At 39.3% G+C, this 26,017-nt stretch carries 31 protein-coding genes; 25 read left to right on the forward strand and 6 right to left on the reverse strand.

Annotated features, from left to right (window positions below; genetic code table 11):
• Positions 1–13: 13 nt before the first annotated feature.
• Positions 14–436 carry a transcriptional regulator MntR gene (gene mntR, locus BSG1_RS00005; protein ID WP_006834687.1) on the forward strand — a complete coding sequence of 141 codons (423 nt, stop codon included), beginning with the start codon at positions 14–16 and terminating at the stop codon, positions 434–436.
• Between the two features lie 55 nt (positions 437–491).
• Here mntR and BSG1_RS00010 read toward each other — a convergent pair whose 3' ends face one another.
• The gene (locus BSG1_RS00010; RefSeq protein ID WP_044022102.1) at positions 492–710 is read right to left on the reverse strand and encodes a DUF3892 domain-containing protein; all 219 of its coding nucleotides are present in this window, start codon (positions 708–710) and stop codon (positions 492–494) included.
• A gap of 176 nt (positions 711–886) precedes the next feature.
• Between BSG1_RS00010 and BSG1_RS00015 the strand changes: the two genes are divergently transcribed.
• From BSG1_RS00015 to BSG1_RS00035, 5 genes are all read left to right on the forward strand, one after another.
• Positions 887–1,588 (forward strand): class I SAM-dependent methyltransferase, encoded by a 702-nt coding sequence (locus BSG1_RS00015; RefSeq protein ID WP_006834689.1) that lies wholly within the window; start codon positions 887–889, stop codon positions 1,586–1,588.
• On the forward strand, positions 1,585–2,280 hold the full coding sequence (locus tag BSG1_RS00020; protein ID WP_006834690.1) for an AIM24 family protein: 696 nt from the start codon (positions 1,585–1,587) through the stop codon (positions 2,278–2,280). The genes BSG1_RS00015 and BSG1_RS00020 overlap by 4 nt, the downstream gene beginning before the upstream one ends.
• 178 nt (positions 2,281–2,458) lie before the next feature.
• Positions 2,459–3,016, forward strand: coding sequence for a hypothetical protein (locus BSG1_RS00025; RefSeq protein ID WP_156791315.1), 558 nt, complete (start codon positions 2,459–2,461; stop codon positions 3,014–3,016).
• On the forward strand, positions 3,017–3,391 hold the full coding sequence (locus tag BSG1_RS00030) for a hypothetical protein (protein WP_006834692.1): 375 nt from the start codon (positions 3,017–3,019) through the stop codon (positions 3,389–3,391). It begins immediately after the preceding gene.
• Positions 3,392–3,515: 124 nt separating this feature from the next.
• The gene (locus tag BSG1_RS00035; protein WP_006834693.1) at positions 3,516–4,697 is read left to right on the forward strand and encodes a hypothetical protein; all 1,182 of its coding nucleotides are present in this window, start codon (positions 3,516–3,518) and stop codon (positions 4,695–4,697) included.
• Between the two features lie 45 nt (positions 4,698–4,742).
• On the opposite strand, the gene BSG1_RS00040 is transcribed toward BSG1_RS00035, so the two are convergent.
• Together BSG1_RS00040 and BSG1_RS00045 are read right to left on the reverse strand one after the other, a co-directional pair.
• On the reverse strand, positions 4,743–5,705 hold the full coding sequence (locus BSG1_RS00040) for a hypothetical protein (RefSeq protein ID WP_044022105.1): 963 nt from the start codon (positions 5,703–5,705) through the stop codon (positions 4,743–4,745).
• Positions 5,706–5,747: 42 nt separating this feature from the next.
• On the reverse strand, positions 5,748–6,008 hold the full coding sequence (locus BSG1_RS00045) for a hypothetical protein (protein WP_006834695.1): 261 nt from the start codon (positions 6,006–6,008) through the stop codon (positions 5,748–5,750).
• 381 nt (positions 6,009–6,389) lie between these two features.
• Here BSG1_RS00045 and BSG1_RS00050 point away from each other — a divergent pair, with 381 nt between their 5' ends.
• The 16 genes from BSG1_RS00050 (at position 6,390) to BSG1_RS00125 (ending at position 21,766) form a co-directional block, all read left to right on the forward strand.
• Positions 6,390–7,247 carry an SMODS domain-containing nucleotidyltransferase gene (locus BSG1_RS00050; RefSeq protein ID WP_044022106.1) on the forward strand — a complete coding sequence of 286 codons (858 nt, stop codon included), beginning with the start codon at positions 6,390–6,392 and terminating at the stop codon, positions 7,245–7,247.
• Entirely contained in the window at positions 7,247–7,834 is a 588-nt protein-coding gene (locus tag BSG1_RS00055; protein ID WP_006834697.1) for an SLATT domain-containing protein, read from the forward strand. Before BSG1_RS00050 ends, BSG1_RS00055 begins: the two co-directional genes overlap by 1 nt.
• 355 nt (positions 7,835–8,189) lie before the next feature.
• Positions 8,190–9,878: a formate--tetrahydrofolate ligase gene (locus tag BSG1_RS00060; RefSeq protein ID WP_006834698.1), complete on the forward strand. Its 1,689-nt coding sequence runs from the start codon at positions 8,190–8,192 to the stop codon at positions 9,876–9,878.
• A gap of 27 nt (positions 9,879–9,905) precedes the next feature.
• The gene (locus BSG1_RS00065; protein WP_044022107.1) at positions 9,906–10,394 is read left to right on the forward strand and encodes a hypothetical protein; all 489 of its coding nucleotides are present in this window, start codon (positions 9,906–9,908) and stop codon (positions 10,392–10,394) included.
• 58 nt (positions 10,395–10,452) lie between these two features.
• Positions 10,453–11,292 (forward strand): DegV family protein, encoded by an 840-nt coding sequence (locus BSG1_RS00070; RefSeq protein ID WP_044022109.1) that lies wholly within the window; start codon positions 10,453–10,455, stop codon positions 11,290–11,292.
• Positions 11,293–11,898: 606 nt separating this feature from the next.
• Positions 11,899–12,543: an HD domain-containing protein gene (locus tag BSG1_RS00075; RefSeq protein WP_044022110.1), complete on the forward strand. Its 645-nt coding sequence runs from the start codon at positions 11,899–11,901 to the stop codon at positions 12,541–12,543.
• Positions 12,543–14,435 (forward strand): ABC-F family ATP-binding cassette domain-containing protein, encoded by a 1,893-nt coding sequence (locus BSG1_RS00080; RefSeq protein WP_006834703.1) that lies wholly within the window; start codon positions 12,543–12,545, stop codon positions 14,433–14,435. Before BSG1_RS00075 ends, BSG1_RS00080 begins: the two co-directional genes overlap by 1 nt.
• Positions 14,436–14,513: 78 nt before the next feature.
• Positions 14,514–15,638, forward strand: a complete 1,125-nt coding sequence (locus BSG1_RS00085; protein WP_006834704.1) for a conserved virulence factor C family protein — start codon at positions 14,514–14,516, stop codon at positions 15,636–15,638.
• 280 nt (positions 15,639–15,918) lie between these two features.
• Complete coding sequence (locus BSG1_RS00090) at positions 15,919–16,356, forward strand: BrxA/BrxB family bacilliredoxin (RefSeq protein WP_044022112.1); 438 nt, start codon at positions 15,919–15,921, stop codon at positions 16,354–16,356.
• A gap of 83 nt (positions 16,357–16,439) precedes the next feature.
• Entirely contained in the window at positions 16,440–17,219 is a 780-nt protein-coding gene (locus BSG1_RS00095) for a class I SAM-dependent methyltransferase (protein ID WP_006834706.1), read from the forward strand.
• Positions 17,220–17,492: 273 nt separating this feature from the next.
• Positions 17,493–18,107: a YpjP family protein gene (locus tag BSG1_RS00100; protein ID WP_044022113.1), complete on the forward strand. Its 615-nt coding sequence runs from the start codon at positions 17,493–17,495 to the stop codon at positions 18,105–18,107.
• A 395-nt stretch (positions 18,108–18,502) separates the two neighbouring features.
• Positions 18,503–19,150, forward strand: a complete 648-nt coding sequence (locus BSG1_RS00105) for an anthrax toxin lethal factor-related metalloendopeptidase (RefSeq protein ID WP_044022115.1) — start codon at positions 18,503–18,505, stop codon at positions 19,148–19,150.
• A 12-nt stretch (positions 19,151–19,162) separates the two neighbouring features.
• The gene (locus tag BSG1_RS00110) at positions 19,163–19,957 is read left to right on the forward strand and encodes a thymidylate synthase (RefSeq protein WP_006834709.1); all 795 of its coding nucleotides are present in this window, start codon (positions 19,163–19,165) and stop codon (positions 19,955–19,957) included.
• Entirely contained in the window at positions 19,954–20,442 is a 489-nt protein-coding gene (locus BSG1_RS00115; protein WP_006834710.1) for a dihydrofolate reductase, read from the forward strand. The genes BSG1_RS00110 and BSG1_RS00115 overlap by 4 nt, the downstream gene beginning before the upstream one ends.
• Before the next feature lie 158 nt (positions 20,443–20,600).
• Positions 20,601–21,326, forward strand: coding sequence for a lysophospholipid acyltransferase family protein (locus tag BSG1_RS00120; protein ID WP_044022118.1), 726 nt, complete (start codon positions 20,601–20,603; stop codon positions 21,324–21,326).
• A gap of 119 nt (positions 21,327–21,445) precedes the next feature.
• The gene (locus tag BSG1_RS00125) at positions 21,446–21,766 is read left to right on the forward strand and encodes a DUF3243 domain-containing protein (RefSeq protein WP_006834712.1); all 321 of its coding nucleotides are present in this window, start codon (positions 21,446–21,448) and stop codon (positions 21,764–21,766) included.
• 67 nt (positions 21,767–21,833) lie between these two features.
• On the opposite strand, the gene trhA is transcribed toward BSG1_RS00125, so the two are convergent.
• The gene (gene trhA, locus BSG1_RS00130; RefSeq protein WP_006834713.1) at positions 21,834–22,466 is read right to left on the reverse strand and encodes a PAQR family membrane homeostasis protein TrhA; all 633 of its coding nucleotides are present in this window, start codon (positions 22,464–22,466) and stop codon (positions 21,834–21,836) included.
• A gap of 128 nt (positions 22,467–22,594) precedes the next feature.
• Positions 22,595–22,816 (reverse strand): hypothetical protein, encoded by a 222-nt coding sequence (locus BSG1_RS00135; protein WP_006834714.1) that lies wholly within the window; start codon positions 22,814–22,816, stop codon positions 22,595–22,597.
• Between the two features lie 333 nt (positions 22,817–23,149).
• Between BSG1_RS00135 and BSG1_RS00140 the strand changes: the two genes are divergently transcribed.
• From BSG1_RS00140 to BSG1_RS00150, 3 genes are all read left to right on the forward strand, one after another.
• On the forward strand, positions 23,150–23,827 hold the full coding sequence (locus BSG1_RS00140) for an SOS response-associated peptidase (protein ID WP_006834715.1): 678 nt from the start codon (positions 23,150–23,152) through the stop codon (positions 23,825–23,827).
• A 92-nt stretch (positions 23,828–23,919) separates the two neighbouring features.
• Positions 23,920–24,168 (forward strand): DUF2535 family protein, encoded by a 249-nt coding sequence (locus BSG1_RS00145; RefSeq protein ID WP_044022120.1) that lies wholly within the window; start codon positions 23,920–23,922, stop codon positions 24,166–24,168.
• A gap of 340 nt (positions 24,169–24,508) precedes the next feature.
• On the forward strand, positions 24,509–25,351 hold the full coding sequence (locus tag BSG1_RS00150; RefSeq protein WP_006834717.1) for a DegV family protein: 843 nt from the start codon (positions 24,509–24,511) through the stop codon (positions 25,349–25,351).
• A gap of 45 nt (positions 25,352–25,396) precedes the next feature.
• On the opposite strand, the gene BSG1_RS00155 is transcribed toward BSG1_RS00150, so the two are convergent.
• Entirely contained in the window at positions 25,397–25,894 is a 498-nt protein-coding gene (locus BSG1_RS00155; protein ID WP_156791366.1) for a PCYCGC motif-containing (lipo)protein, read from the reverse strand.
• Positions 25,895–26,017: the final 123 nt, after the last annotated feature.

Raw genomic sequence — 26,017 nt, forward strand, 5'->3', positions numbered from 1 at the left:
TGGAGGGTTCGATATGCCGACGCCAAGTATGGAGGATTATATAGAACAGATCTATTTATTGATCGATAATAAAGGATATGCCAGAGTTTCAGATATTGCTGATGCACTGTCAGTCCATCCCTCCTCTGTAACAAAAATGGTCCAGAAATTAGATAAAGACGATTACCTGGTTTATGAAAAATACCGGGGACTCATATTGACTGCTAAAGGAAACAAAATTGGAAAGCGTCTTGTTTTCAGGCATGAGCTGCTGGAACAATTCCTGAATATAATCGGAGTGAAGGAAGAAAACATTTACGAAGATGTTGAAGGGATCGAACATCATTTAAGCTGGGATTCCATCGACAGGATAGGCGACCTTGTCCAGTTGTTTGAAGAAAATGACGATCTCCTCAAAAGGTTGAGGGAGATACAATTTAAAAATGAAAGCGAATGAAAAAAGGACGATTCCGAATCGTCCTTTTTTCGTTTTATTTAACATCATTATCAATTTAAAATATTTCAGGAAGCTCAGAAAAAGTGATGTCCCCATTATAGCTGTGTGCAAGCTGCGAGATGCCTTCTCCGTCATCTTCAACACTTACCCCTGATATAATTCCTTCTTGAGCTTCCATTAAAGCTTTTTGATAAGAAATGATTCTGCCGGTTGACGTTTGAAAGCTGATAATCTGCCCGTTATGATTTCGTTGAATTCTCGTGATTTCTTCCATTTTGCTTCCCCCTTTACAATTATTCTCACGCCTAGTATGGTCAAAAAAAGCTGTCTTTAAAAACGGAACTGAGAATATCATTAATAATATGGCCTCTGAAAGCAGGATTTTTATATATAGATGAGAAAAGGTACTATAGAAGTTATTACATAACATTCAGCAGAGAAGGTGACCTAATGAAAAACAAGGAATGGCATGAAAGTGCCAAGGAGCGCTGGGATCATAATGCGAGCAACTGGCATAGCAAGAGTGTCAGTATGTGGACCGAAGGAAGCAGGAAAGATATCGTACCATTCATGGTGAGGAATATACCCAAGGGAAGCTCAATTGCAGACTTAGGCTGCGGTGATGGATTTGGATCCTATTTATTGCATCAAGAGGGTTATGATGTCACAGGGATGGATTTGTCTGAAAAAATGGTGGAAATTGCAAAAAAGCAAGAGAAAGAGGGGTTGAGTTTTGCTCAAGGAGACCTTACCAATCCTCCATTTGAAAAAGAACAATTTGATGCGGTTATGATGATTAATTCATTGGAATGGACGGAAGACCCTTTCCATGCTTTGAAGCAGGCAACGCAAATTGTCAAGCAGGATGGAAGATTATGTATAGGGATTCTGGGGCCGACTGCACATCCCCGGCAAAATTCTTTCCCAAGGCTATATGGCGAAGGTGTGATTTGCAATACGATGATGCCGTGGGAACTTGAGCACTTAGCCCTTACTTATGGATTGGAGAAAGAGGACGAGACATGGGTATACAAAAAAGGGGTATCTGAAAGACTCGCAAATGACTTGTCCCATGAACTGAAACAGGCTTTGACATTCATGACGCTGTTCATGTTCAGGAAAACCGAGGATGATTTGGAGGGGGAAAAATGAATCAGCGATTTTCAATTGATGACTTCATCAAACAAACCCAGCAGGAAGACAAAGGGGAAGGGTTATTTGAACTCGAGACCCAAAGGGTGCTGGAAGTAAATCTCGATGGAGAAGTATGGACCAAAATGGGAGCCATGATATCATACCGGGGAGCCATCAAGTTTGAGCGGGAAGGTGTACTGGAGCACGGTTTGGGCAAGTTATTCAAGAAAGCCCTCACCGGTGAAGGCACTTCCTTAATGAAAGCGAATGGTCAAGGGAAGCTGTACCTTGCTGATCAAGGAAAGAAAATTTCAATCCTTAACCTCAATAATGATGCAATCTATGTTAACGGAAATGACTTGCTGGCCTTTCAACCGGGATTGAAGTGGGATATCAAGTTAATGAGAAGGGTTGCTGGGATGATGTCAGGAGGGTTATTCAATGTCCGTATTGAAGGGACTGGCATGGTTGCCATCACTTCGCATTATGAACCATTGACCCTAATAGTGAAACCGGGAAATCCAGTATACACCGACCCGAATGCCACTGTGGCGTGGTCTGGAAATCTTCAGCCGGACTTTGTCACAGATGTGTCCTTGAAAACTTTCTTTGGAAGAGGAAGCGGGGAATCCATACAAATGAAATTTGAAGGAGAAGGGTTCGTCGTAGTGCAGCCGTTTGAGGAAGTTTATATGGAACAACAATCTTAATAACCAAAAGGTCAGAATAGCTCTTATATCAACAACTTAAGAGCTATTTCGCCCTTTTTTTGTTGTATGGTATTTTATCAAAGGTATATGCAGCAACAAATTAAAAATTGTAAAAATAGAGGAAAAATGGAGATTTTTGTAGAATTAATAAAAGAAAATTTAAGTGGGAGGAAAAATGGTGGATCAAGAAAAAACAAAAGAATTGGAAGCTGAAAATATTTGGTTAGAATTAGATTTTTTTAATACTGAGGACTATCTTTTATTAGAAGAAAAGTTGAAGGGTGATAAACGAGTAAGAGGGATATTCGTAAATACATCTGCCATTATTCACAGTAAAGACCTAAAATCCTTTTTAAACGAATTCCCTTTCAAGCCAGACATTATACAATCATTAGGTGAGGCAAATTTAAACGACGACTTAATGAGCATTTCATCAATCCAAGATATATTGAACTCACAAGAATTTACACGAGATTTTTTGGACAACTCTACTTGTGAAAAGATGGCTCAGTCGATAAGAGCATATTGTATTGATTTAGTAAATAATTTACCAGTTGAAGAAATTGCTACATTTGATATGAATATTGCTGACTCTCTTGTTGAAAAAGAAGCGGAGCTAAGATTGTTACCTCTTTACTTAGAATATAGAAAGTCTTTAAAAGAAAAATATCTTGAAAAAGATAATAAACTTCAAGAAAAGATAAATAAAATAGAAAAGTTAGCTGAGGGTATCTGAATGGAGACCGACTTAGAAAGAATTTTATATTCATATAGACCTGAGAAAATAGAAATAGATCTGAGTCTTTATTATAAATTCGGTTTGGAAGAGGTTTTTATTTACTCAATGATGGTCGATTTCTACGAGTTTCAAATTGAAAATAAATTAATAGAAGCGGGGGAAGAAGGTTATTTGGCAATTGAGCATATAAGCCTTTTATCAAATATTGATATAACACGAATACACAACATTATAACCGAATTAGATAATAGTAAGTTAATTCGTATTAACTTTGATACTTTATTATTACAGATATTCTTTCAACCTTTAAAAACTCCAGTTGGAGAACCAACCAATATTGTAGAATTTTCAACGTTTTCTAAAAAGAAGTAGAGTGAACCAAAAAAACAGTTTTTAAATAAAATGAAAAAATTTGAATATATGGTAAACTTATTTCGAGCCTCTTTTTTGTAAGGGGCTTTTTATGGTAAAGAAAATTAAAGATAGGAGATTTTGAATGCCAGAGTTATCAGAATTGGACTTCCATGGATTAGATGAATTATCTATAGATGATAAAAAGAACCTTCTTCAAGAAGAATACGATATGTACCAAGTAAACAGTTCTATACGATATGAATTTGATAATTTAAATGAAGATGCTATGAATGAGTTTTTAGAGTCAGTTTTCAATGCCAAAGCAGTCATGGAGGTTACACAAGGTGGAGAATATCCCGCCAAATTGGTTGCTTCAATCAATGACCATTCAAACCTAGAAGAGGAGGAATTTTTCCACCTACTCAGGGTTCTTTATCTAAATGATTATATAGAGTATTTCAAAGATAAAGAATTTGACTTAAGTGAAGAGTCTAAAGATGTTATCTATGAAGATGCAAATGCAGTCGATACTACATTTAAGACAAGGTATAATTTACATCGCTTATTTAGAAATGATAAGGAATTATTTAACGAAGAGTATTTTTCGGGACATGAGTCTATAAACTCTGAAGAAAGAATGTATTATAAATTTTTAAATTATGGAACAATTATTGATCAAATTTGTTCCTATGGTACTTTAATTAGACTTTCAAATAAAGGAATGCATTACTTACATTTTGTTACCAATAAAAGAAGTGTGGATCTAATGCATAAACATGAAAAAACATTAAAAGAAATTAATACAGCAAAGGAAGAGCAGGCAAACCTCTTAGGCACTTTTCATGAACATAAAGCTGAACAAGAATCGAGTATAGGAGTTATAAAGGATTTAATTAATAAACATAGTAATAAAATTAAAGATTTTTATAAGGATATTACAACCATTCTTTCTTTAATGTTAGCTGCATTTGCACTTATTGGAGTAAATATCAGTGCAATCCCGAAAATAGAAAGTAATTTCACTGCAAATCTTTTAGCTATGAACTTATCACTAATTTTATGTATGTTGGTATTATTCTATATTTTAAGAGTTATTGTCTACGATTCCCAAATTAATAGCAAACATTTTTATCTTATTCTTGGGATTACAATTAGTGGAATTGTAGGAGTGTTTATCTTTTTAGGATTTAACCATGAAAGTAAAATTGAAGTGATAGAAAAGAAGTACCAAAATATGCTAGAAAAGAATACACAGGATAATCAACAAGATATTTTAGAATTAAAAAAACAAATTGAAGAATTAGAAAATCAAGTGAATGAATAATTAAAACACCCCCTTCCTTGGTTGCTGGAAGGGGGTGTTTTAATATTATTTAATGTCATTTCTTGAAGTGTGATGGTGCTTATGATTAGGTTTTCGGTTACCTTTTCGAATCCTATTTCTTTTGTTGATTTCAACACGATAATCTTTAACTCTTTGCATTCCTAAATGAATTGTCTCTTGTTCCATTTCATTTAATGCTTCTACAATAAAATCGAAAAGTAAAATCACTTTTAATGAACTTGTTTGAGTTCCAAAATTAGTATCCCCGCCATGTAATATTGCATGTCTACTAATTTCTGATTTTACTTTCTTCCCATGATGGAAACCAACTAGCACTTTAGTTGAATAATAATTGTGTATCTCTTCTTCAAAGTGGAATCCGCCGGTAAAACCTTCCTTAATAAGTAAGGTTTCATACAGAATTTCTTGTATTTTCCCATTCACTTTTCCTTTAATTCCAAAAGCGTCAACTATAATCCCTTCGAATTGAGAAAGAATAGAAGGTACTACTAATTCATACATTCCTAAATTGTGAGCTTTTACTGCATTGCGGAGCAAAGGGAGTCTTTTCTCTAAGAATTTGTATTTTTCCCATCTCTTTTCAATGTCTTGAATTAAACTGGGTTGATAATATTTACATATAAATTCATCTATATACTCATTCACCGCATCTTTTCCGTTAGCTTTATAAGCTCGGGCAATTTCTCTCATAAGTCTAATGTCTAACTCGTGATGAGGTGGGTATCCTAAATCAACGATAGCAGCTTTGAATACCTTTAAGTCTTCTTCAGTTTCTTGTATACCTTGTGCAAGTTTCAGCATCATAGCAGGAATATCAGAATTAGCGATTGTTGTTCTGATACTACGAGAAACCTGATTAATTGCATTTACAGCTTGTTGGAGTGAAGGCTGTAGGGTTCTTCTAAATTCTAAAGCAATTTTAGCAGCTTGTTGGACTTGTGAAATAGCAGCTTCTGACATTCCAATTAAATTTTTGTAATTATTCAAACTACCTACTCCTTTAGATGTTTACGGATAGTAATGGAAAGATTAAAATGGCAACCATCCATCAGGTTGTTTTTCATTAATACTTTGCTTTACTAAATCGGTGATCTCATTTTCGCCATAATAGACTATTTCCAGTATCTTCATAGGTCGATAACCAGTAAGTTGCTTAATCATCTTTATAGCTACTTTACTTGCTTCATTGTGAAGTCGATTTCTAAACTTTCCAGCAGAAACCCTAAATGATCCAGCTTGCGAAACTATAGAACCTCCTATATCAACTTTAATACCTCCATTAATGTCCATTTATCCCTCTAATTCATCATATACTACTTGAATACTTTTTTAACTTAGAGCACCAACAGTACGAATGTTTTTATAACCATTAACATTTAATTTTAACAAGACATTTATTATGATTAATATCTTCAATGATGTCCTTTAGTTCTTCAACCGTATCACGTGTGACATCAAAATTTGTAGTGATACATTTCCTCAAGCTGTGATAAGTGTTTCCTTGTATTACTATAGATAAGCTAGTTAATGATACATCTCCTCCTGAATTCATTTACTTAATTTTACAATTTCGCAGATGGATTATCAAAAAAATTTAATTGATATCATTATTACACACCTGGAACTAAGAAGAATAAGTGGTAAAATTAGGTGAAGGGGGAGGTTGGAAGTATGAAATTTGAAAACTTACTAGAGAGCTTACGGGTAGATAACAGTGAAATTATATCTTTTAGATATCATAAAATAGTAAGAACAATTAACCAATATTATTGGAGAATAAATTCTGACAGCAAAAACTGTAGGTATGTTGGTTCCTATGGGAGAGGAACTGCAATAAAAAATCTTTCAGATATTGATATGTTAGTTATATTACCAAAAACTCTTTTTACAAGATTTTCTGATTATAAGTTTAATGGTCAATCCTCCTTATTACAAAATGTAAAAAAAGCTTTAAATCTTACTTATGCTAGAACGAGTACTAAGGCAGATGGTCAAGTAGTTGTAGTAGAATTTTCAGATGGAACAAAATTTGAAGTGGTTCCTGCATTTAAGGAAGGTGAATTGTTTTTTTACCCAGATTCAAACCAAAATGGTAGCTGGAAGAAATGCAACCCTATAAAAGAGGTTGAAGCAATAAATCTAATAAATAAATTTTCCGATGGTCGACTAAAAAAAATTACTAAGTTAACACGTGCTTGGAAAAAAGCCAACGATGTAGATATTTCGGGTATATTAATTGACTGTCTTGCAATGGAATTCATATTAGAAAAGGATGGGAAGTACCCTACAATAGAAATTCTCTTTGGAGAGTTTTTACTATATTTAGCCAAACAGAGAGAGAAAGAAAATTGGTGGATTCTTGGTAGTAACGATATAATAAACAGGAATGGTATGTTGTTTGAAGAGAAGGCTTTAAAAGGTGTTGACAGCTTATTAAGTGGGGTAAATTTAAAGCTGAAAGGGCTAACCTTATCTGCTGATGAACATTGGAAAAATTTATTCGGCAAATTCGTAAATGGGGTTATGTGATGAAATATAATTATAGAAATCTACTAGAGGTTTATGCCAAAGTAGTTTATACACATAAAACGCATGAAAAGGCAGTGGAAAGACTAGAGAATAGAATTAGAGTACTAAAAATCCTGCAAATAGTGTTACTCTCTTTAACTTCAGTAGGTGTGTTATCAACCATTACTGATATTCTCAAGCCTTTTATAGACAACAATATAATTATACTGACATCGTTAAATGTCTTAGTATTATTAACCGCTTTTACTGCTACAGGATTATCTATATACGATCTTTCATCCTCAGATAAAGAAGACGTATTAAAGCACAAAACCACAGCAATAAAATTACTTTTTCTAAGGGAAAAGTATATAGCACTCTTATCGGATTATAGAGATAAACTGATTAACAATCAAGAATTAGTTAATAGGAGAGACACCCTGAATGAAAAAATTAATGGTGTATACTCAGAAGCTCCGCAAACACATCACAAAGATTTCGTAGCAGCAAGGAAAGCCTTAAAAATCAATGAGGAATTCACTTTTAACGAAGGAGAAGTCGAAAAGTTTCTTCCTGTATATATGCGAGACAACTATAAAGATGCCTAAATAAGAGGAGAGGGACTTTGTTGTACTATCATGCACACCTTTGAAGAAGTGTATTACAGTGAACAACAGTCTTAATTAATTCTGTGAAAAATAACCAGTTTCTTTTTGCTGAACACTGGATAATTTAATTGTACACCAAGATTCCTCTCCCAGAGTGCCCCATTCCAAACTTGGAATGGGGCTTTTTTTATTGTGTTTTTAAGATGGTAAGAATCGTATTAAAGCCTTGTTATATATGGACATTTTCATGGCTAATCTGTATAAATGTATCTATGGAAGATTTTTATGGCAGTTACTAAAATACTTTACATATAAGAATCAAACGTTTTACTGAAATGATTAGGAGGAGATCCCATTGGAACAACGAAAAAAAGTACCATCAGACATTGAAATTGCCCAGCAGGCCAAAATGCTGCCTGTCATGGACATAGCAAAAAAACTGGGCCTTAAGGAAGAAGAAATAGAGCTTTATGGAAGATATAAAGCCAAGTTAACATATGAAACGTTGAAGAATCTGGAGAACAGGCCGGATGGAAAGCTGATCCTCGTCACTTCCATCAATCCCACCCCGGCCGGGGAAGGAAAATCAACTGTTACCGTAGGTCTTGGTGATGCTCTGAATGCCATTAATCAAAAGACGATGATTGCCTTAAGGGAACCTTCTTTGGGGCCAACGATGGGAATTAAAGGCGGTGCAGCAGGGGGAGGGTATGCTCAAGTCCTGCCGATGGAAGATATCAACCTTCATTTTACTGGGGATATTCACGCTATTACCACGGCGAACAATGCATTGGCGGCAATGATTGATAATCATATCCACCAGGGAAATGAACTGGAAATAGATCAGAGAAGGATAACCTGGAAGCGTGCCCTAGACATGAATGACAGGGCTTTAAGACAGATTGTGATCGGGTTGGGCGGGCCTGTGCAAGGTGTGCCGAGGGAAGATGGATTTGATATTACTGTTGCTTCTGAAATCATGGCTGTGCTATGCCTGGCAAATGACCTTGAAGACTTGAAAGGGCGCCTGGCAAGAATGGTGGTAGCTTATACTACCCAGAAACAGCCGGTTACGGTCGGGGATATAGGTGCACAAGGAGCTCTGGCAATGCTTTTAAAAGACGCATTAAAACCAAATCTTGTCCAAACGATTGAACACACACCCGCCCTTGTTCACGGGGGGCCGTTTGCAAACATCGCGCACGGGTGCAATTCGGTTATCGCTACCCGTACTGCTTTGAAACTTTCAGACTATGTAGTAACAGAATCAGGTTTTGGGGCAGATCTGGGTGCTGAAAAGTTTATGAACATAAAAACGGAAGCTCTGGGGGCCAGTCCGGATGCTGTTGTGTTGGTCGCAACCGTAAGAGCATTAAAAATGCATGGAGGCCAGAACAAAGCTGATTTAACGGAGGAAAACCTTCCTGCACTTGAAAAAGGGCTGGAAAACCTGCAGAAGCATATAGAAACAATCAGGTTGTTTGGTGTTCCTTTTGTTATCGCAATCAACAAGTTCATCAATGACACCGAAGCTGAACTGGCTTACCTGCTGAACTGGTGTGAAGAAAATGGAGCAGCTGTTTCCCTGACAGAAGTATGGGAAAAGGGAGGCAAAGGCGGTGAGGATTTAGCCGAAAAAGTGATCAGTGTGATTGAAAGCAAAGAAAAATCTTTCAAAAGATTGTATGACAACGAAGTAAGCATCGAGGATAAAATCAGAACGGTTGCTTACAATGTTTATGGGGCTAACGAAGTTGAATTCTCTACAAAAGCCGAAAAACAACTTAAAGAGATTGAAGACCATGGCTGGAGCGGTTTGCCAGTATGCATGGCAAAGACCCAATATTCACTTTCTGATAATCCAAAAAAACTTGGACGGCCAAGAGATTTCTCTATTCATATAAGAGAGCTCAGACCAAAGATTGGCGCAGGGTTTATCGTGGCGTTGACAGGTGAAGTCATGACCATGCCGGGACTGCCGAAAAAACCAGCAGCGTATGGAATGGACGTTGATAAAAACGGAAATGTGAAGGGGCTTTACTAGAATTTGTTTGAAGGGGAGGAATGGGCAATGTTCGATCCGACAGCCTATGAAAACCTGAAAGTGGTCATGCAAGGGGCCTTGTATGAGCTCGAATTGATGGGCTCGCTGAAGGTAGTCAACAGAGAAGATAATATAGACCTTGCGAGCCTGAAAAGACGCTATTCCTTGACTCTCTGCAACCCTCTTAAAGAAGGGGTTACGGTTAAGGTGACCTTGTCTGCCGGTATAAAAGAATGGAACGCCGAGGCCTTTCCTGAATCGGGGGGAGAGCCTGGTGCCATGCTTCAGATTCAATACCAATCGACAGGAAGAAGCTTTCCGGAAAACTTTATTACTAGTCTTAAAGACTGGTGGGGACCGGGGAGGAATATAGAGTGGCGGGAAATCACCTCCACTAACAAGCCCTTCCTACATCAGGGGATTGTTTATTTCAACCGGATCATTACGGAAGAGATGGTGGATGACTTGGAAGAGGTGGCAGTCCATGTGGAAAATTCTTTGCTTCATTTGTTATGATACATTCATAGACATATAATACTTGGACATACATATAAGGAAAAAGGGGATGAGGAATATGAAAATAGCCTGGGTGACTGATAGTACAGCATGCAGGGTGGATGAGCTTGAAAACAATGAAGATGTATATGTGGTTCCGATGAATATCCTTATTGGAAATCAGGAGTATCAAGACGGAGTCGATTTATTTCCTCAGGAACTTTTTAAATTTCTAAAAGAAAACGGAGCTGACGCCAAAACGTCACAGCCATCAATTGGAGTCTTTCAAGAACTTTATACCAAGCTGCAAGATAACTATGACCATATTTTTTCTTTACACGTATCTGCAGCATTCAGCGGGACCATTTCATCTGCACAGCAGGCTGCCCAGCTTGTCGATATACCGGTAACTGTGATAGATTCTAAAATTCTGTCTTATCCATTGACCAAATTGATATTGGACGGCATTGAAGCTGCAAAGGAAGGCGCTAAACCTTCTGAAATAGAGAAACAGGTATTGACGAAAATCAATACAGGTGAAACATTTGTGATGGTCGGGAGCCTTGAACAGCTTCACAAAAGCGGAAGGATGAATGGAGTCTCCTTCTTCCTTGGGTCCATGCTGAAGATCAAACCGATCCTGGCGATAAAAGATGGAAAACTGGAAGTCGTAGAGAAAGTAAGAAGTATCGCAAAAGGACACATCCGGATGAAAGACTACTTAGACCATGCACTGCAGACCAAAGACATAATAGAAGTCTATATTTTATACGGATTAAATAAAGCGGAAGCAGATTCATGGGTGAGCGACCTTTCTGGCAAATACCCTGAGATCAACTTTTCTTCGCATGAACTTGGAGCAGTCATCGGAGTCCATGCCGGGGAGGATACACTTGGAATCAGCTGGTTTGCCGAGTGAGTGTTTAAAGAGGGGATATCCTCTCTTTTTTTTGTTACTCCGCAAACCGTTTGCAAGCCTAAGCTCATATGTTGCACGAGGCTTGCTCGCTGAAACTGGTAAGGTTTCAGCAATCACCCTTTTCTTCTAAGAGTGTAGGGGGAAACGCCCGATTATAGAGTGTCTGCCAGAACTATAATGGGTGATTAGTGAAGAACATCCTATTATAGAGGGAATATCAGGACTATAATGGGTGATAGCAAAAAAAGGGGCTGCTAAGTTTATAATGGGTGATAACGAAGCACCCACTATTACAAATGAAGTGCCAAGAGATAATATGATGAATAGAGTAAGTACATCTTATAATAGACTAAGACATATGGAATGAACGCAGAACCAAACCATTTTGATAGGAATAGGAACACGACAAATGCCTTTCCTGAAGTTTCCTCATCTTTTATTTGTGGTTGCTGTACAGAGCCCTTTGTCAATCTAAATTCTTCTCAGTTAATCCCTATCATCCACCTCCAAGTGAGAAAACAGATCATATATTACAAACAGGACTCAACCACTCTCCACTTTGCACATCATTCTGTTAGAATAAGGGTAAAAGGGGAGTGGCCGGCTATGGAGAAAGCAACCATTACAATCATTGAAGAGCTGGTCAAACAGGTTCACTCGAGTGATCCAAGCGGACATGACTGGCATCACATAGACAGGGTACGGAACCTTGCGCTTTACATAGGGAAAAAAGAAGGAAGTCCTCATCTGGAAAGAATTGAGGCAGCGGCGCTCCTGCATGATGTGGCGGATGACAAATTAAATGAGAGTGAACGCAAGGGACAGGAGAAGTTACATAAGATTTTAAATGAGATAGAATTACATAATGAAGAAAAAGAGAGAATTATCGAGATTATTATGACTACCTCTTTTCAGGGAGGAAATGAAGCCAAACTTGGTACACTTGAGGCTATGGTTGTGAGAGATGCAGACAGGCTTGATGCCATGGGTGCAATCGGCATTGCGAGGACTTTTGCCTATGGAGGCACAAAAGGCAATCCGATCTATGATCCGGGACTTCCAGTCAGGGAAAATATGACCAGGGAAGAGTACCGGAACGGGAAAACATCGACAATTCATCATTTTTATGAAAAGTTGTTACTCTTGAAGGATCGGATGTGCACGGATACCGGGAAGGAAATCGCAAACGAACGACACAAATTCATGGAACTTTTTCTAATGCAATTTTATAAAGAATGGAATGGTCAGTAATGAGAATGTTAACAGTTGAAAATATCACAAAATCCTATGGTGAAAAAACCCTCTTCAAAGATATAGGCTTTACAATAACGGAAAAAGAGAGGGCCGGTCTGATTGGAGTCAACGGAACAGGAAAATCAAGTCTGTTGAAAATCATTGCTGGACTGGATGATGCAGACAGCGGAGATATGACCAAACCTGGTGATTATGTCATTTCCTACCTGGATCAGGAGCCTGAACTTAACCCTGAACTAACAGTGATCAGCCAGGTTTTCCAAAGTGATGCGGCTGTCATTAAAGTAATGCGTGAATATGAAACCGCACTGCTCCAGCTCGAGGCAGATTCGGAAAACGAGCGAAATCAGGAAAAACTTTTTGAAGCACAAAGACAGATGGAAATTCTGAATGCATGGGATGCCAATGCGAACGCAAAGGCGATATTGACCAAACTGGGGATTTCTCAGTTTTCAAAGAAAGTAGGAGAACTTTCCGGTGGGCAGAAAAAACGTGTTGCTCTTGCCCAAGTATTGATTGAAACACCGGACCTGCTAATCCTGGACGAGCCGACAAACCACCTGGATTATCAATCTATAAAATGGCTGGAAGATTACTTGTCTAGGTATCAAGGCGCTGTCCTTCTGGTCACTCACGACAGGTACTTTCTTGACCGCGTCACCAATAGAATCTTCGAACTCGATGGCGGGGCCCTGTATTCTTATAAGGGAAACTACCAGGCTTTCATTGAAGCGAAAGCAGAAAGAAATGACCAGGAAAAGCAGATGGCTGAAAAGCAAAAGAACTTATACCGCAGGGAGCTCGCGTGGATGAGAAGAGGGGCCAAAGCACGGACTACTAAACAAAAGGCCAGAATTCAGCGCTTTGAGAACCTTGAGGAGAATATGTCTTCCTCTTCATCAAATGATGGAATCGATATGTCGCTTTCAGGAAGCCGCCTTGGAAAGCAGGTTTTTGAATTTAAAGATGCTTCTAAGAGTTTTCCCGGACAAACCATTCTCGACCAATTTAATTATCTGATCAAACCTGGTGACAGAATTGGAATCGTCGGAAGGAACGGAAGCGGAAAGTCTACGTTTCTTAATATCCTTGCAGGCCAGGATGAACTCGACTCTGGTGAACTGAATCAGGGACAGACAGTCAAGATTGCTTACTATACCCAAGGACATGAAGAAATGGATGAAAATAAGAGGATGATCGAGTATATCCGTGAATCCGGTGATGTAATTACAACCGATAGCGGTGACCAGATTTCTGCCGCAAGCATGCTCGAACGTTTCTTGTTTCCCATGCACTCTCATGGAACACTAATCAGAAAGCTTTCTGGTGGAGAAAAAAGAAGGCTCTTTCTGTTGAAATTGCTGATGACCAAGCCGAATGTACTCCTATTGGATGAGCCGACTAACGATCTTGATACAGAAACATTGACTGTTCTGGAAGATTATATTTCCGATTTCTCAGGAGTGGTCATCACAGTATCCCATGATCGTTACTTCCTTGATAAAACGGCCGCTCAGCTGCTTGTCTTTGAAGGCAATGGTCATATTGGAACCTATTTAGGTGAATACTCAGAGTATCTTACACAAAAAGCTGAGGAAACAACGGATGTGAAAGCAAAGAAATCCGTTGAAAAACAAGCACCCGTTAAATCAGATTCCTCTGAAAAGAAAAAGCGGATGTCATACAACGAGAAAAGAGAATGGGAAACAATCGATGACAAGATTGCAGAGATTGAAGAAAAGCTGGAGGCAGCACAGTCTGAGCTCCAAACAGTGGGAAGCGATTTTGAAAAAGCCCAAAAATTAATGGAGCAGATAGACGAATATAATACATTATTGGAAACGTTGATCGAGCGCTGGTCCTACCTCTCAGAAATTGCAGAGGGTTAAGCACATTGATTAGTATAGAATTCTGACTATGTTAGAATGAAGGCAGTATGACGGGACATAGAAAGGGGTCAAAATCCTATGAGAATCAAATCAATCGAACCAACACCAAGTCCGAACACCATGAAAATTATTTTAGATGAAGAAATGGCTGGCGGAAAAAGCAATAACTATAAAAAAGAAGATGCGGACACAGCACCAAAACGCATAAAAGATATACTTGAAATTGAAGGAATTAAAGGTGTATATCATGTAGCTGATTTCCTTGCTGTTGAAAGGAATGCTAAGTTTGACTGGCAGGAGCTTCTTCCTAGGGTCAGAAAAGCATTTGGAGAAGATGCCGAAGTTGAAGGGATGGCAACTGAAGCAGACGAACATTTTGGGGAAGTGGCCGTAAGTGTTCAAGAGTTCAAAGGAATTCCTATGCAAGTAAAGTTGACAACAGAATCTGAAGAGAAACGTTTCTCTCTGCCGGATCGCTTTGTAAAAGCTGTAGGGGAAGCACAAATGGAAGGCGACAATGTTGTTCTCCTTAGAAAGTGGAAGGAGCAGGGCGTCCGCTATGGAGAGCTGGAAGAAATCGGCGAAAGTGTTGTAGAGGAGCTTGTTGCAGCCTATCCTCAGGAACGAATCGATTCTATGGTTAGAAAAGCTCGGAATCCGGAAACCACTGAAGAAAAGACCGCAAAAGTCGGGAAGAAGGTTACCTTGGAGGAGTTTGATGCACCTGATTGGCAAACGAGGTATCAACTGCTTGAAAGCATGAAAGAGCCTGAAACTGATGACCTCCCGCTTCTTGAAAAGGCACTGGAAGATGAGAAGGCATCCATCCGCAGGCTTGCAGTCGTATATATCGGAATGATCGAAGACAAAAAAGTTTTGCCTTTGCTATATAAAGGCTTAAAGGACAAAACTGTAACGGTCAGAAGAACGGCAGGGGATTGTCTGTCCGACCTGGGCTTTAAAGAGGCGATGGAGGAAATGGCAGCTGCTTTACAGGATAAGAATAAGCTTGTGCGCTGGCGTGCTGCAATGTTCCTCTATGAAGAAGGGGACGTAAGTGTGCTGCCTGCATTAAAGGAAGCCGAAGACGATCCAGAGTTTGAAGTGAAACTTCAAGTGAAAATGGCGATAGAAAGAATCGCAGGCGGAGAGGCAGCGAAAGGTTCTGTTTGGAAGCAAATGACTGAGGCAAGAAAGCAGTAACAGTGTGGGTTGTCTTTATGCTGGTTCCTCTCATATTACTTACTGAGGTGGAAGATGAAAGGTGTTCTGTATAATCACCGGACGGACCGCAAATTGGAGCCGTACTGTTGAAACGGGTCTCAAACTGCTTTTGAGGGCATATTGCCTATTTTATAACTAGTTGGTTGATTGAGCGGAGTCACGCACCTGGAGCAGAAATCAGCATATATCCTATCAAGAGCAACAATAATTACGAAAGTTTTAAATTCCAGACAAAAACTAATAAAGGAGATGGATAACAATGTCTATGGCATATGAAGAATATATGAAACAAGTAGTGAAACCAATGAGAGCAGAATTGACACAAGCCGGTTTTAAAGAGCTGCTAACAGAAGAAGAAGTGGAACAAACCATGGAAAATGCAGAGGGTGTCTCATTTGTAGTGGTCAACTCTGTATGCGGTTGTGCTGCCGGACTGGCAAGGCCTGCAGCCACACAAGCGGTATTAAATACTGAACAGCAGCCGGAACAGCTTCTGACTGTGTTTGCAGGACAGGATCGTGAAGCGACTGCAAAAATGCGTGAATACTTTGAAGGATATGAGCCTTCCTCTCCTTCCATGGCAATCATGAAGGGGAAAGAAGTTGTTCACTTTATCCCAAGAGAATCTATCGAAGATCATTCGATTGAAGAGATCATGGCTGAGATCAACACGGGACTTGAAAAGACAAAGCAATAAGAAGCAGAGAATCCAGGAAGACAGGCTGGAAAGTCCCGTCTTGCTGGATTTTCTGTGTTGCTGAAGAGAATGGAGGTACCAGTTTGTTAGTTACAACTGCAGGCAGGACAAATCAAGAGATGATTGAAAAAGCAAAAGGGATAGCAAAGGAAATGGAGCTTCCTTACATACATAGAGAAAAAAGAACCGTTAAAGGATTGAGGGAGAGATACTCTGAGGACATTCTGGTGGTTGGAAAAGAACGGTTGGAATTGTTTTCTGCAGATTCGGATGAGCCTTTTTTCTTCCATCCCAATTCTGCTTCCTTCAGGTTGAAACGGATTTTAAAAGGTGAAGTGGACACATTTGTTCAGGCTGCAGGGTTGAACAAAGGGATGACGCTTCTGGATTGTACAATGGGAATGGCTTCAGATAGTATTATTGCAAGCCATGCAGTCGGACAATCCGGTAAGGTAAAAGGTATAGAAGCAAGCAAGGCTATTTTCTACATTATAAAAAATGGATTGAAAACTTGGGATTCAGGTGTCAAGGAAATGAATGAAGCGATGGAGCGGGTTGAGATTGTCCATTCGACAGCACTGGAATTTTTAAGAAACGCTTCAAATGACAGTTATGATGTTGTCTACCTTGACCCCATGTTCGGAGATCCAATCGAGGCTTCCGCGGGAATCAATCCCATGAGGAAGTGGGCAGTTTATAATCCTGTTGATGCAGAGACTATAGGAGAAGCGAAACGGGTGGCAAAGTGCAGGGTTGTTTTAAAAGAACACTATAATTCACCTTTGTTTGAGGACCAGGGCTTTAAAGTGGAAAGGCGGCAGTCAGCTAAGTTTCACTACGGTTCAATCCAAACAAAAGAATAACGGGATCCCGGCTTTGCAGGATCCCGTTACGGTTAAGTATTTTTGATCAATCAGTAATAGCAAGGGAAATAAAATAAAACAGCAAAAGCATATACCCGATACTAACCATTATATCGACGTTCATGATACTCCTCCTCTTATACAAGTTCTTTTAATATAGTACCATATTCCTCAATTAATATCCTTCATAAAATTTTCGAAACCTTTTTACCCTTTCATCCGTCTATATATGTATAATGGAAATAGATATTTATATAGAGAGGAAGAATTTCCGTGTCTAACTGGATGAGAAAAACTTTCGTCGTACTGATATCCATCTTAACGTTTGGGTTGGTTACTCCTTCGCAAGCATTCCTTAATGAAAATGAGAGTCTAAATAAATCAAATAGCAAAGCACCGTCAAGCATACATACACAACCTGAGATTACCGAAACCGTTGAAGAGGAAGAATTTGATCATCAAGATTTAGAGTTTGATCATGAAGAGTTCATACAGAAGATGATTTCTGAAGCAGAGAACCAGGCATATATTAAATTCGGCAGTAAGATTAAGCCGGTGATTGAAAATGAATTTCAGTCCATTATCCTGCCAAAGATTCAGGTGGCAATTGAAGAAACGACAAAGCAATTTCCTGAAAACGAACTCTCACACCTGACCATTTCAGAAGCGCCGGCATATGCAAAGAGTGAGAAAATCTTTCATATTTATGATGAGCGCAGCGGGGAAGATATTATCCGTTTTCATGTCAGAAGGGATCACCCTCCATTGGATGGATACTATTTTAACTTCCACTACCACACGAGACATGACAATTTTCAGGAGCACCACAGCCTGGGGGATATCTACTGGGATAAAAATGTGCCTCCGCAATGGAACAGTCTATCCTAGAATAATAGAAAACAAGGGCTTTTTAGCAATTGGGTTAGATGCAATACGAAAAGCGAACATAATTCAATAACACAGGAGGATGAAATCACTTCAGATTTTGTCCTCTTTTTTATGATTATAGGAAGTTTATGTTTAGAGTGAATTAAGTTGGGCTTTTTTAAATTAAATAAATCAGAGCTAGTATACTACAATACTAATTGAATCCTATTGAATAAGCTGATTAATTAAATTTTTCAAAAATATTACAGAATAATATTATTGTAATATATGTTATACTAGCTTCATAGTTGAAACGATTCTATTTATCTCAGATTCTGATACTAGAAAGGGTGACCGCGTGAATGTATCCGAAAATTTCATTATTCGTCACCGCGGTATGTGCGGGAGTCTTTTTTATGTTGCAAAATACCTCTGCAAGCTACCCGGGATTATTACTCTCCAACGCCCCGATAAAAAAAGACCTTACCTTACAATCCGACATTCTTGAAGAAATTATCCTCTTGCCTGAGGAGTCTTTTAATGAGGACGAAGCCAGGCAAATCATCTACAGGCTTGACCATTTGCCGACAGGACTCCTTCAGCAGGTTAAAGCAGAAGGAATAATGGTCCATCTGTTCCAAGATAAATTAACAAGTTTCCCCACGACTCAACACTTGAAAGGAGTCACTCCGAGAGGGTACACTAATACAGAAAGAACATGGGATGAAGTCCCTGGTATAGGGGGATCTCAGCTCGTTCTGGTTAAGATAGGACATAGCGAAAAGGGTGCCGGGCATGGATCAGTTAATCTGGAGCTACATGAATTGGCACACAGCATAGACCGTTATGTACTGAATGAAATCTACTATAAAATGAAATTCACTGCAATCTGGAGGCAGGAAGCCCACATCCTCTTTCCGGAAGAAGATTACTTCTTGGAGTATCAGGAAGAGTATTTTGCAGAGGCGTTTGCCATGTATTACTTAAACCTTAAAACAAACAAAAAGTTAAAAGAAGTGGCACCCGTCACACACCAATTTTTCGAAGAATTGGAATCTATGTAAAAGGGGTATACGATGAAACAATATCTCGAATTATGCAAACATGTGTTGGAAAATGGAACGGAGAAAGGGGATCGGACAGGCACTGGCACAATCAGTACTTTCGGTTATCAAATGCGCTTTGATTTAAGTGAAGGGTTTCCGATGCTCACGACAAAGAAGCTGCATTTAAAGTCGATTATCCATGAACTTCTCTGGTTCCTTAATGGTGACACAAACGTTAAATACCTGCAGGACAATGGTGTCCGTATTTGGAATGATTGGGCCGATGAAACAGGTGACTTAGGACCTGTTTATGGAAAACAGTGGCGCTCTTGGGAAGGAGCAGGTGGTGAAACCATTGACCAGATTTCAGAGTTGATTGAAAACATCAAGAAGAATCCCGATTCCAGAAGACTAATTGTGAATGCTTGGAATGTTGGTGAGATTGATAAAATGGCTCTCCCTCCCTGTCATTGCTTGTTTCAATTCTATGTTGCCGACGGGAAGTTATCCTGCCAGTTGTATCAACGTTCTGCAGATGTGTTCCTTGGAGTACCGTTCAACATTGCTTCCTATGCATTATTGACGATGATGATTGCAAACGTCTGTGATCTGGAGCCTGGAGAATTTGTTCATACTTTCGGAGATGTACACATTTATCAAAACCACATGGAACAGGTGAAACTCCAATTAACAAGAGAGCCGCGTTCCCTTCCTTCCATCCGCATAAACAAGGATGTTAAGGATATTTTCAGCTACAGCTTTGAAGATTTCACATTAGAAGACTATGACCCGCATCCACATATTAAAGGAGTGGTAAGTGTATGATTTCATTTGTATGGGCGATGGACGAAAACGGTGTGATAGGCTTTGAAAACAAGCTTCCATGGAGGCTTCCTGAGGATCTGAAATTCTTTAAAGAAACTACGATGGGGCATCCGATTGTCATGGGGCGAAAAACGTTTGAATCGATTGGCAAGCCGCTTCCAGGACGGGAAAACATCATTCTCACAAGAGATATTTCTTATGAAGCGGAAGGCTGCATTATTTACCATGAAATAGAAGAAGTGCTGCATTATGCAGAGGATAAAGAAGTTGAGGTCATGGTAACCGGTGGTTCAGAAGTTTTCAAGAAATTCATCCCTTATGCCGACAAGCTGTATGTGACGAGAATATATGAAAGTTTTGAAGGAGATACGTACTTCCCTGAACTTAATTGGGATGAGTACAAACTTATCTCCACAAAACAGGGAGTTCAAAATGAACAGAATCCCTATCACTATGTATTTGAAGTATATGAGAAGGTAAAATAAGTTTTTGTAGAGCTGGCATCACCTTGGTGATAAGCCAGCTTTTTTGTGGCTTTTTCCATGGAATGTTGTTCTATGAGCAGCTTTTCTTAAATAACACAGCCATATCTCAAGGGAAAAAGCTATAATAGTAGGGAGGTTAGAGTGAAAGGGGTAACAACATGTTACGTTTTGCATATGTTCTATTATTTATGGTCTCATATTTACTTTATAGCATCCCGAACTTAATCAGATTGAAACAGCTCAACAATGATCGACCCGTGGAAGAACTTGATGAAATCAAGCATGCCATGGCAAAACGCTGGGCAAAAGGCATCATCGTCAGGACCGGGACAACAGTAGATGTCCATGGGAGAAACAATATTCCGGAAGGCCCTGTTTTGTTTGTCTCCAATCATGAGGGGGATTTTGATATCCCTGTGCTTTTAGGCTATATCGAAAAGCCATTCGGATTCATGTCTAAGATTGAAGTTAAGAAACTACCGATCATAAGTCATTGGATGGATATCTTAAACTGTGTTTTTGTAGACAGGAATAATAAACGAAAATCCGTTCTGTCTTTAAGAGAGTGTATATCCAAGCTGAAAGATGGTCATTCCCTTGTGGTGTTTCCCGAGGATACAAGAAATAAAGGACAAGGAATCAATATCTTTAAAACAGGCGCTTTCAGGATAGCGTTGGAAGCAGGAGTTCCGGTCGTCCCAATCTATATTCATGGAACAGCGGATATTCTCGAAAATAATAAAAACGGTTTGAAGCCTGCTTCAGTAGAAGTCAACATATTGCCCCCTGTTATGCATGGAGATTACAAGGACATGACTGCTAGTGAAATGGCGGATTATGTACAGGGGGTCATCGTGAATTGCGGTCTGAATGAAGCTTCTTAACAACAGAATTCTTTCTCATCCTTCTAGATTTATTCTTTCTGTGTGCTCCACTAGGTTTACCAACGAGACAACGGGGAATATAAACACTGTAACATCAATTATAAAGGAGATGAGAGAGAATGGAACACAATACAAATGACAGCAAAATGGGTAACAAAGTAGAAGATCGTCTTTCAAGCATGTCAGAGGATAAAAAAGAAGACATTCTGTCCAGCTTCGATAAGTTCACAGATTACTTAGGTGATAAGGTTGATAAAGCCGATAAGCTTGGATTGAATGAAGAGCAGAAAGCAAGAGCGGCTCAAAAAGTCGGAGATTACCTTGCTAACCATGAAGAACCAAAAAACCGTGAAGAAAAACTGTTATATGAGCTTTGGAAAGCCGGTAATAAAGAGGAGCAGCATATGCTTGCCCACATGCTGGTAAAACTGGTATCGTAATACAGGCTGGTTAGAGAAAAAGACCCTGGAGGACAGCGTTGGCTGTCCATCCAGGGTCTTTTCTTTTTTATACGTAAAGCAATACGCAAAAAAACATAAACGAGCTTCCTGCTAAAACAAAAACATGCCAAATAGCGTGGTTGAAAGGCAGCTTGTTCCATACATAAAATACAGCTCCGATGGAATAAAATATCCCGCCCGTCAACAGCAGTGAAAAACCGGCAGGGCTTAGAATTTCATACAAAGGTTTGATGGCAATGACAATCATCCATCCCATGACCAAATACACAAGGGTTGAAATGATTTGATATTTATCAACAAAGTAACATTTAAATACTATGCCGGCAATGGCTAATCCCCAAATGATCCCAAAAATCGTCCAGCCGAGAGGGGTACGAAAACTGACCAGCATGAATGGTGTATAGGTACCTGCTATCAACAGATAAATCGCTGAGTGATCAAGAATGGCGAATAATCTTTTTAATTTTGATGGTCTGCAGCTGTGGAGCATGGTAGAAAATAAGTATAAGAGAAGCATGGATACGCCAAAGATTGTGTAACTGACGATATGCCAGGCAGTCCCTTTTTCAACCGCAGCTAAAATCAACATGACTAGGGCGGGGATGCTCAAGAGAAATCCGATGCCATGGGTAATGGCGTTCGCTATTTCTTCTTTCCAATTTGTATAATCAAAGGCCAACTAAAGGTACCTCCTTTTTCTTTCCTATTCTCATCATAATACGCCGGCCGAATTATCGCAAATAATAGATTACCATAGTGTGTGGGTTCCTTGGTCGGCAATGGAGGCGAGAGGAGATTGCCCTCCTTTCACGTCATGTCCTTGATCCATTGGAGGGCGTTTTCATACTCAGACTCAGAGGTGAAGTTTTCAGGCTGCATATTTGTCTGGTACCAGGAGTAAAGTTCTTCAGCCGTATTGAAAACCTCCCCGCTTGTATCACTTTTTCGGATTGTATACACCCCATTATCATGGTCGATCGTCACAACGACCGGTATCTCACTGTCAATTGCATTCAGTTCATAATCCATCTGTTCTAACCTCCATTGTTATATTAGGTATGTTCAAAAAAGTCTTATATAATATGTGTTATAACTAAAATTACATACAAAAGCCAAAGAGCGGTAGATATGTTGAATTCATTTTGAAACGCTGTTTTCGTACATATTGAGGCTCTCGGAAAAATACAAAGAGCCGGACTTTTCCCTTGGAGACAAGGGCTTTTTTCTCTGAACAAGGTGAATTAGCTCTTTTCTTCTTGTTTAACAGTTATTATAAGTTAATTAAGTAGGTATTTTTTTATTGTTTGTATTAAATAGCAACAAAGTTTACGAAAAAAGCCTTTTGAAAGGATGGTGCATAGGATGTGTGGAAGATTTACGCTTACAGTACCTTATGAAGAATTGATAGAACAGTTCCTCATCGATGAAGTGGTTGATGAATGGGGACCGCGGTTTAATGTCGCCCCGTCCCAAATGGTATTATCAATGATTTCAAATAAAGGAAAAAGAAGAGCGGGACCTATTCAATGGGGGCTGGTGCCATACTGGGTAAAGGATCCTCGGAAGTGGAAACCCCTTATTAATGCGCGAAGTGAATCGCTGGAAGAAAAGTCCAGCTTCAAGCACCTTTTGAATAAGAAGAGGACGGCGATATTGGCTGACAGCTTCTTTGAATGGGAGAGAATTAATGGAAAAAAACAGCCCTACCGTTTTATGTTGAAGGATAAAGAGCCTTTTGCCTTTGCCGGGCTATGGGACAGACAGGATAACGATGAATCCAGTGTGGTTTCGTCTACAATCATTACCACGGAAGCCAATGAACTTGTATCTCCGGTCCATGGGCGGATGCCAGTCATCCTTAAAGGGGAGGAGAGCATCAACAGGTGGCTTTCGACCGGTGAGTATACATTCAGTGATGTGAAGGATTTATTGCAGCCATTTCCTGCTGAGTTAATGACAAAATATAAAGTTTCCCAGGAGGTTAATTCTCCCCGTAATGATTTCCAAGCATGTGTAGAACCTTTGGAGAATTTGTCATAAGAAAATTGTGAAAATGCAGAATCATCTCATCCATTTTAATTGAATATGAGGTATAATGGTATTATAAACGGGTGAAAAAGAGGATTGATATTTTGTTACTAAAAAGCCTTGAGTTCAAAAATTGTTATGGACAGAAGGTAAGGATTTCAGACATTCCGGTCTTGCCCCAGGATAACCCGCTATGCTTTAAAGTCAATTTGAGGCTGCAGTTGTATATTGCGGAAATTTACCGGGGTTCAAAGAAAAAGGTCTTCAGTTTCCGTGATTACCTGAAAAGGCACCTGAAGTGGCCGGAATACCAAAGTATCTATCATACCGTAGGATTAAAAAATAATGCATAAGACGTTTTCTGGATCGGAAGCACAGTTCTGAACTGCTGCTTCTTTTTTACTGTACAAAAATAAGTTGGAAATTTTTAAAATGAATCAGGTTTAGGGATCGGGATTCTGTGTGAAAATAATGTCTGTTGTCTCAATGTAATTGGAGTGGGAAGTTTTGAAAGGAAAGATCGGAAGAAGCACACCCCGCTCCATGAGAGCATTCAGTAGAGAGGCTTATGGACGAAAAACCAGCTTTATCGGATGTAACAGCAAAAATATAGTACCTCTATACTTAAAATATTTTAAAACGGTTGCATAACAATGTATAATACAAGCATATGTGAAACAAGGATGTGTGGAAATGAGAGAAGTTAAAATTGTAACAGACTCAACAGTCGATCTTTCAAATGAAGAGATTGAGAAATATGGTATCCGTGTTGTGCCTCTTTCTATATCTATCGAGGGAGAGACTTACCTGGACAGAATTGATCTGACTCCCGAAGCTTTTATGAAAAAAATGAAAGAGTCAAAGGAACTTCCTAAAAGTTCACAGCCGCCTGCAGGAGAGTTTGCCAAATTATACGATGAATTGGGCAGTGATGGAAGCAAGGTGATTTCGATACATATGACTGGAGGCATGAGCGGTACGGTCAGGTCGGCAGAGACTGCTGCGGAAATGAGTTCTTCTGATGTGACAGTAATTGACTCACGCTTTATTTCCAAAGGTCTTTCCTTCCAGGTAATCGAGGCAGCTAAGATGGCGGCGGAAGGCAAGAGTCCCGAGGACATTTTGACGAGAATCGAACAAATCAAAAACGCAACGAATCTCTTTGTGGTTGTTGACACGCTCGAGAATCTTGTCAAGGGCGGCAGAATTGGAAAGGGAAGGGCCTTAATCGGTTCTCTCCTGAATATCAAACCGATTGCCTCATTAGAAGGAGGAGAATATACTCCTGTTGCAAAAGTAAGGAGCCATTCTCAAGTGGTTAAATATCTGGCAGCCGAATTTGTTAATGACGTGAAAGGCAAAACCATTAAAGGTGTCGGTCTTGTCCATGCGGATGGATTTGAGCTTGCTCAGAAATTAAAGAGCAGGATCATTGAATTAACAGGCTATGATTCGATCGAAATAGAAGATACTACGCCAGTCATCAGTACCCACACAGGCCCTGGCACAATCGGGTTTATGTACTATGCTGAATAGATGAAAAAAAGGAAGGTTCCATTGTGGAACCTTCCTTTTTGGGGTTTAAGAAGGCATTGGAGTCGGAGTCGGCTTCGCGTAACCTTCTTTATATTTTTCATCGATATAATTTCTTATATCTTTTATCGATTCACCTTTTTCATACATCACAATTGATTCCGCAGCGATTTCCAAACAAGCAAGACATCTTGTCCCATGATCATCCCATGTAACCTTATCTTCTTTTATTTCATGCACAAAACAGTTCAGGTTGTTCATATGGCCTGCTGATTCACCACAGCCGCAATAACAAGGAATATATTGGAGTAAATCTGGATTCTGTGCAGCCGATGCATATACAAGTTTTATATTCTCATCCTTATCATCCAGGAATGAAGGAAGCTGTTCCGGTCCAGTTGTTTCTTCTCTAATATCGCCATTGGCAAGTTGTTCATGGTTATGTCCATGTTCGTCTGATGAATGATTGGCGGTATTTTCTTCATTTGAACTGCAGCCAGCTATGAATAACATCAGTACTGCCAGACTAACAATATATAAAGCTATCCCTTTACGCATAAGTATCACTTCCTCCATTTAATGCTTATATCATAACAGGTTTAGAGGTTCCGCGGTATGAAAGTATTAAATTGTTAATAAATTGTCAAGGTTGGCTGGAATAATCAGAAC

This window comes from Bacillus sp. SG-1, assembly GCF_000181495.1.
Lineage (GTDB): Bacteria > Bacillota > Bacilli > Bacillales > Bacillaceae_B > Rossellomorea.

Coding starts and splice junctions, on each gene's coding strand:
- mntR (WP_006834687.1), top strand. CDS start 14: ATGCCGACGCCAAGTATGGAGGATTATATAGAACAGATCTATTTATTG.
- BSG1_RS00010 (WP_044022102.1), bottom strand. CDS start 710: ATGGAAGAAATCACGAGAATTCAACGAAATCATAACGGGCAGATTATC.
- BSG1_RS00015 (WP_006834689.1), top strand. CDS start 887: ATGAAAAACAAGGAATGGCATGAAAGTGCCAAGGAGCGCTGGGATCAT.
- BSG1_RS00020 (WP_006834690.1), top strand. CDS start 1,585: ATGAATCAGCGATTTTCAATTGATGACTTCATCAAACAAACCCAGCAG.
- BSG1_RS00030 (WP_006834692.1), top strand. CDS start 3,017: ATGGAGACCGACTTAGAAAGAATTTTATATTCATATAGACCTGAGAAA.
- BSG1_RS00035 (WP_006834693.1), top strand. CDS start 3,516: ATGCCAGAGTTATCAGAATTGGACTTCCATGGATTAGATGAATTATCT.
- BSG1_RS00045 (WP_006834695.1), bottom strand. CDS start 6,008: ATGGACATTAATGGAGGTATTAAAGTTGATATAGGAGGTTCTATAGTT.
- BSG1_RS00050 (WP_044022106.1), top strand. CDS start 6,390: ATGAAATTTGAAAACTTACTAGAGAGCTTACGGGTAGATAACAGTGAA.
- BSG1_RS00055 (WP_006834697.1), top strand. CDS start 7,247: ATGAAATATAATTATAGAAATCTACTAGAGGTTTATGCCAAAGTAGTT.
- BSG1_RS00065 (WP_044022107.1), top strand. CDS start 9,906: ATGTTCGATCCGACAGCCTATGAAAACCTGAAAGTGGTCATGCAAGGG.
- BSG1_RS00070 (WP_044022109.1), top strand. CDS start 10,453: ATGAAAATAGCCTGGGTGACTGATAGTACAGCATGCAGGGTGGATGAG.
- BSG1_RS00075 (WP_044022110.1), top strand. CDS start 11,899: ATGGAGAAAGCAACCATTACAATCATTGAAGAGCTGGTCAAACAGGTT.
- BSG1_RS00080 (WP_006834703.1), top strand. CDS start 12,543: ATGAGAATGTTAACAGTTGAAAATATCACAAAATCCTATGGTGAAAAA.
- BSG1_RS00085 (WP_006834704.1), top strand. CDS start 14,514: ATGAGAATCAAATCAATCGAACCAACACCAAGTCCGAACACCATGAAA.
- BSG1_RS00090 (WP_044022112.1), top strand. CDS start 15,919: ATGTCTATGGCATATGAAGAATATATGAAACAAGTAGTGAAACCAATG.
- BSG1_RS00105 (WP_044022115.1), top strand. CDS start 18,503: ATGTTGCAAAATACCTCTGCAAGCTACCCGGGATTATTACTCTCCAAC.
- BSG1_RS00110 (WP_006834709.1), top strand. CDS start 19,163: ATGAAACAATATCTCGAATTATGCAAACATGTGTTGGAAAATGGAACG.
- BSG1_RS00115 (WP_006834710.1), top strand. CDS start 19,954: ATGATTTCATTTGTATGGGCGATGGACGAAAACGGTGTGATAGGCTTT.
- BSG1_RS00120 (WP_044022118.1), top strand. CDS start 20,601: ATGTTACGTTTTGCATATGTTCTATTATTTATGGTCTCATATTTACTT.
- BSG1_RS00125 (WP_006834712.1), top strand. CDS start 21,446: ATGGAACACAATACAAATGACAGCAAAATGGGTAACAAAGTAGAAGAT.
- BSG1_RS00135 (WP_006834714.1), bottom strand. CDS start 22,816: ATGGATTATGAACTGAATGCAATTGACAGTGAGATACCGGTCGTTGTG.
- BSG1_RS00140 (WP_006834715.1), top strand. CDS start 23,150: ATGTGTGGAAGATTTACGCTTACAGTACCTTATGAAGAATTGATAGAA.
- BSG1_RS00150 (WP_006834717.1), top strand. CDS start 24,509: ATGAGAGAAGTTAAAATTGTAACAGACTCAACAGTCGATCTTTCAAAT.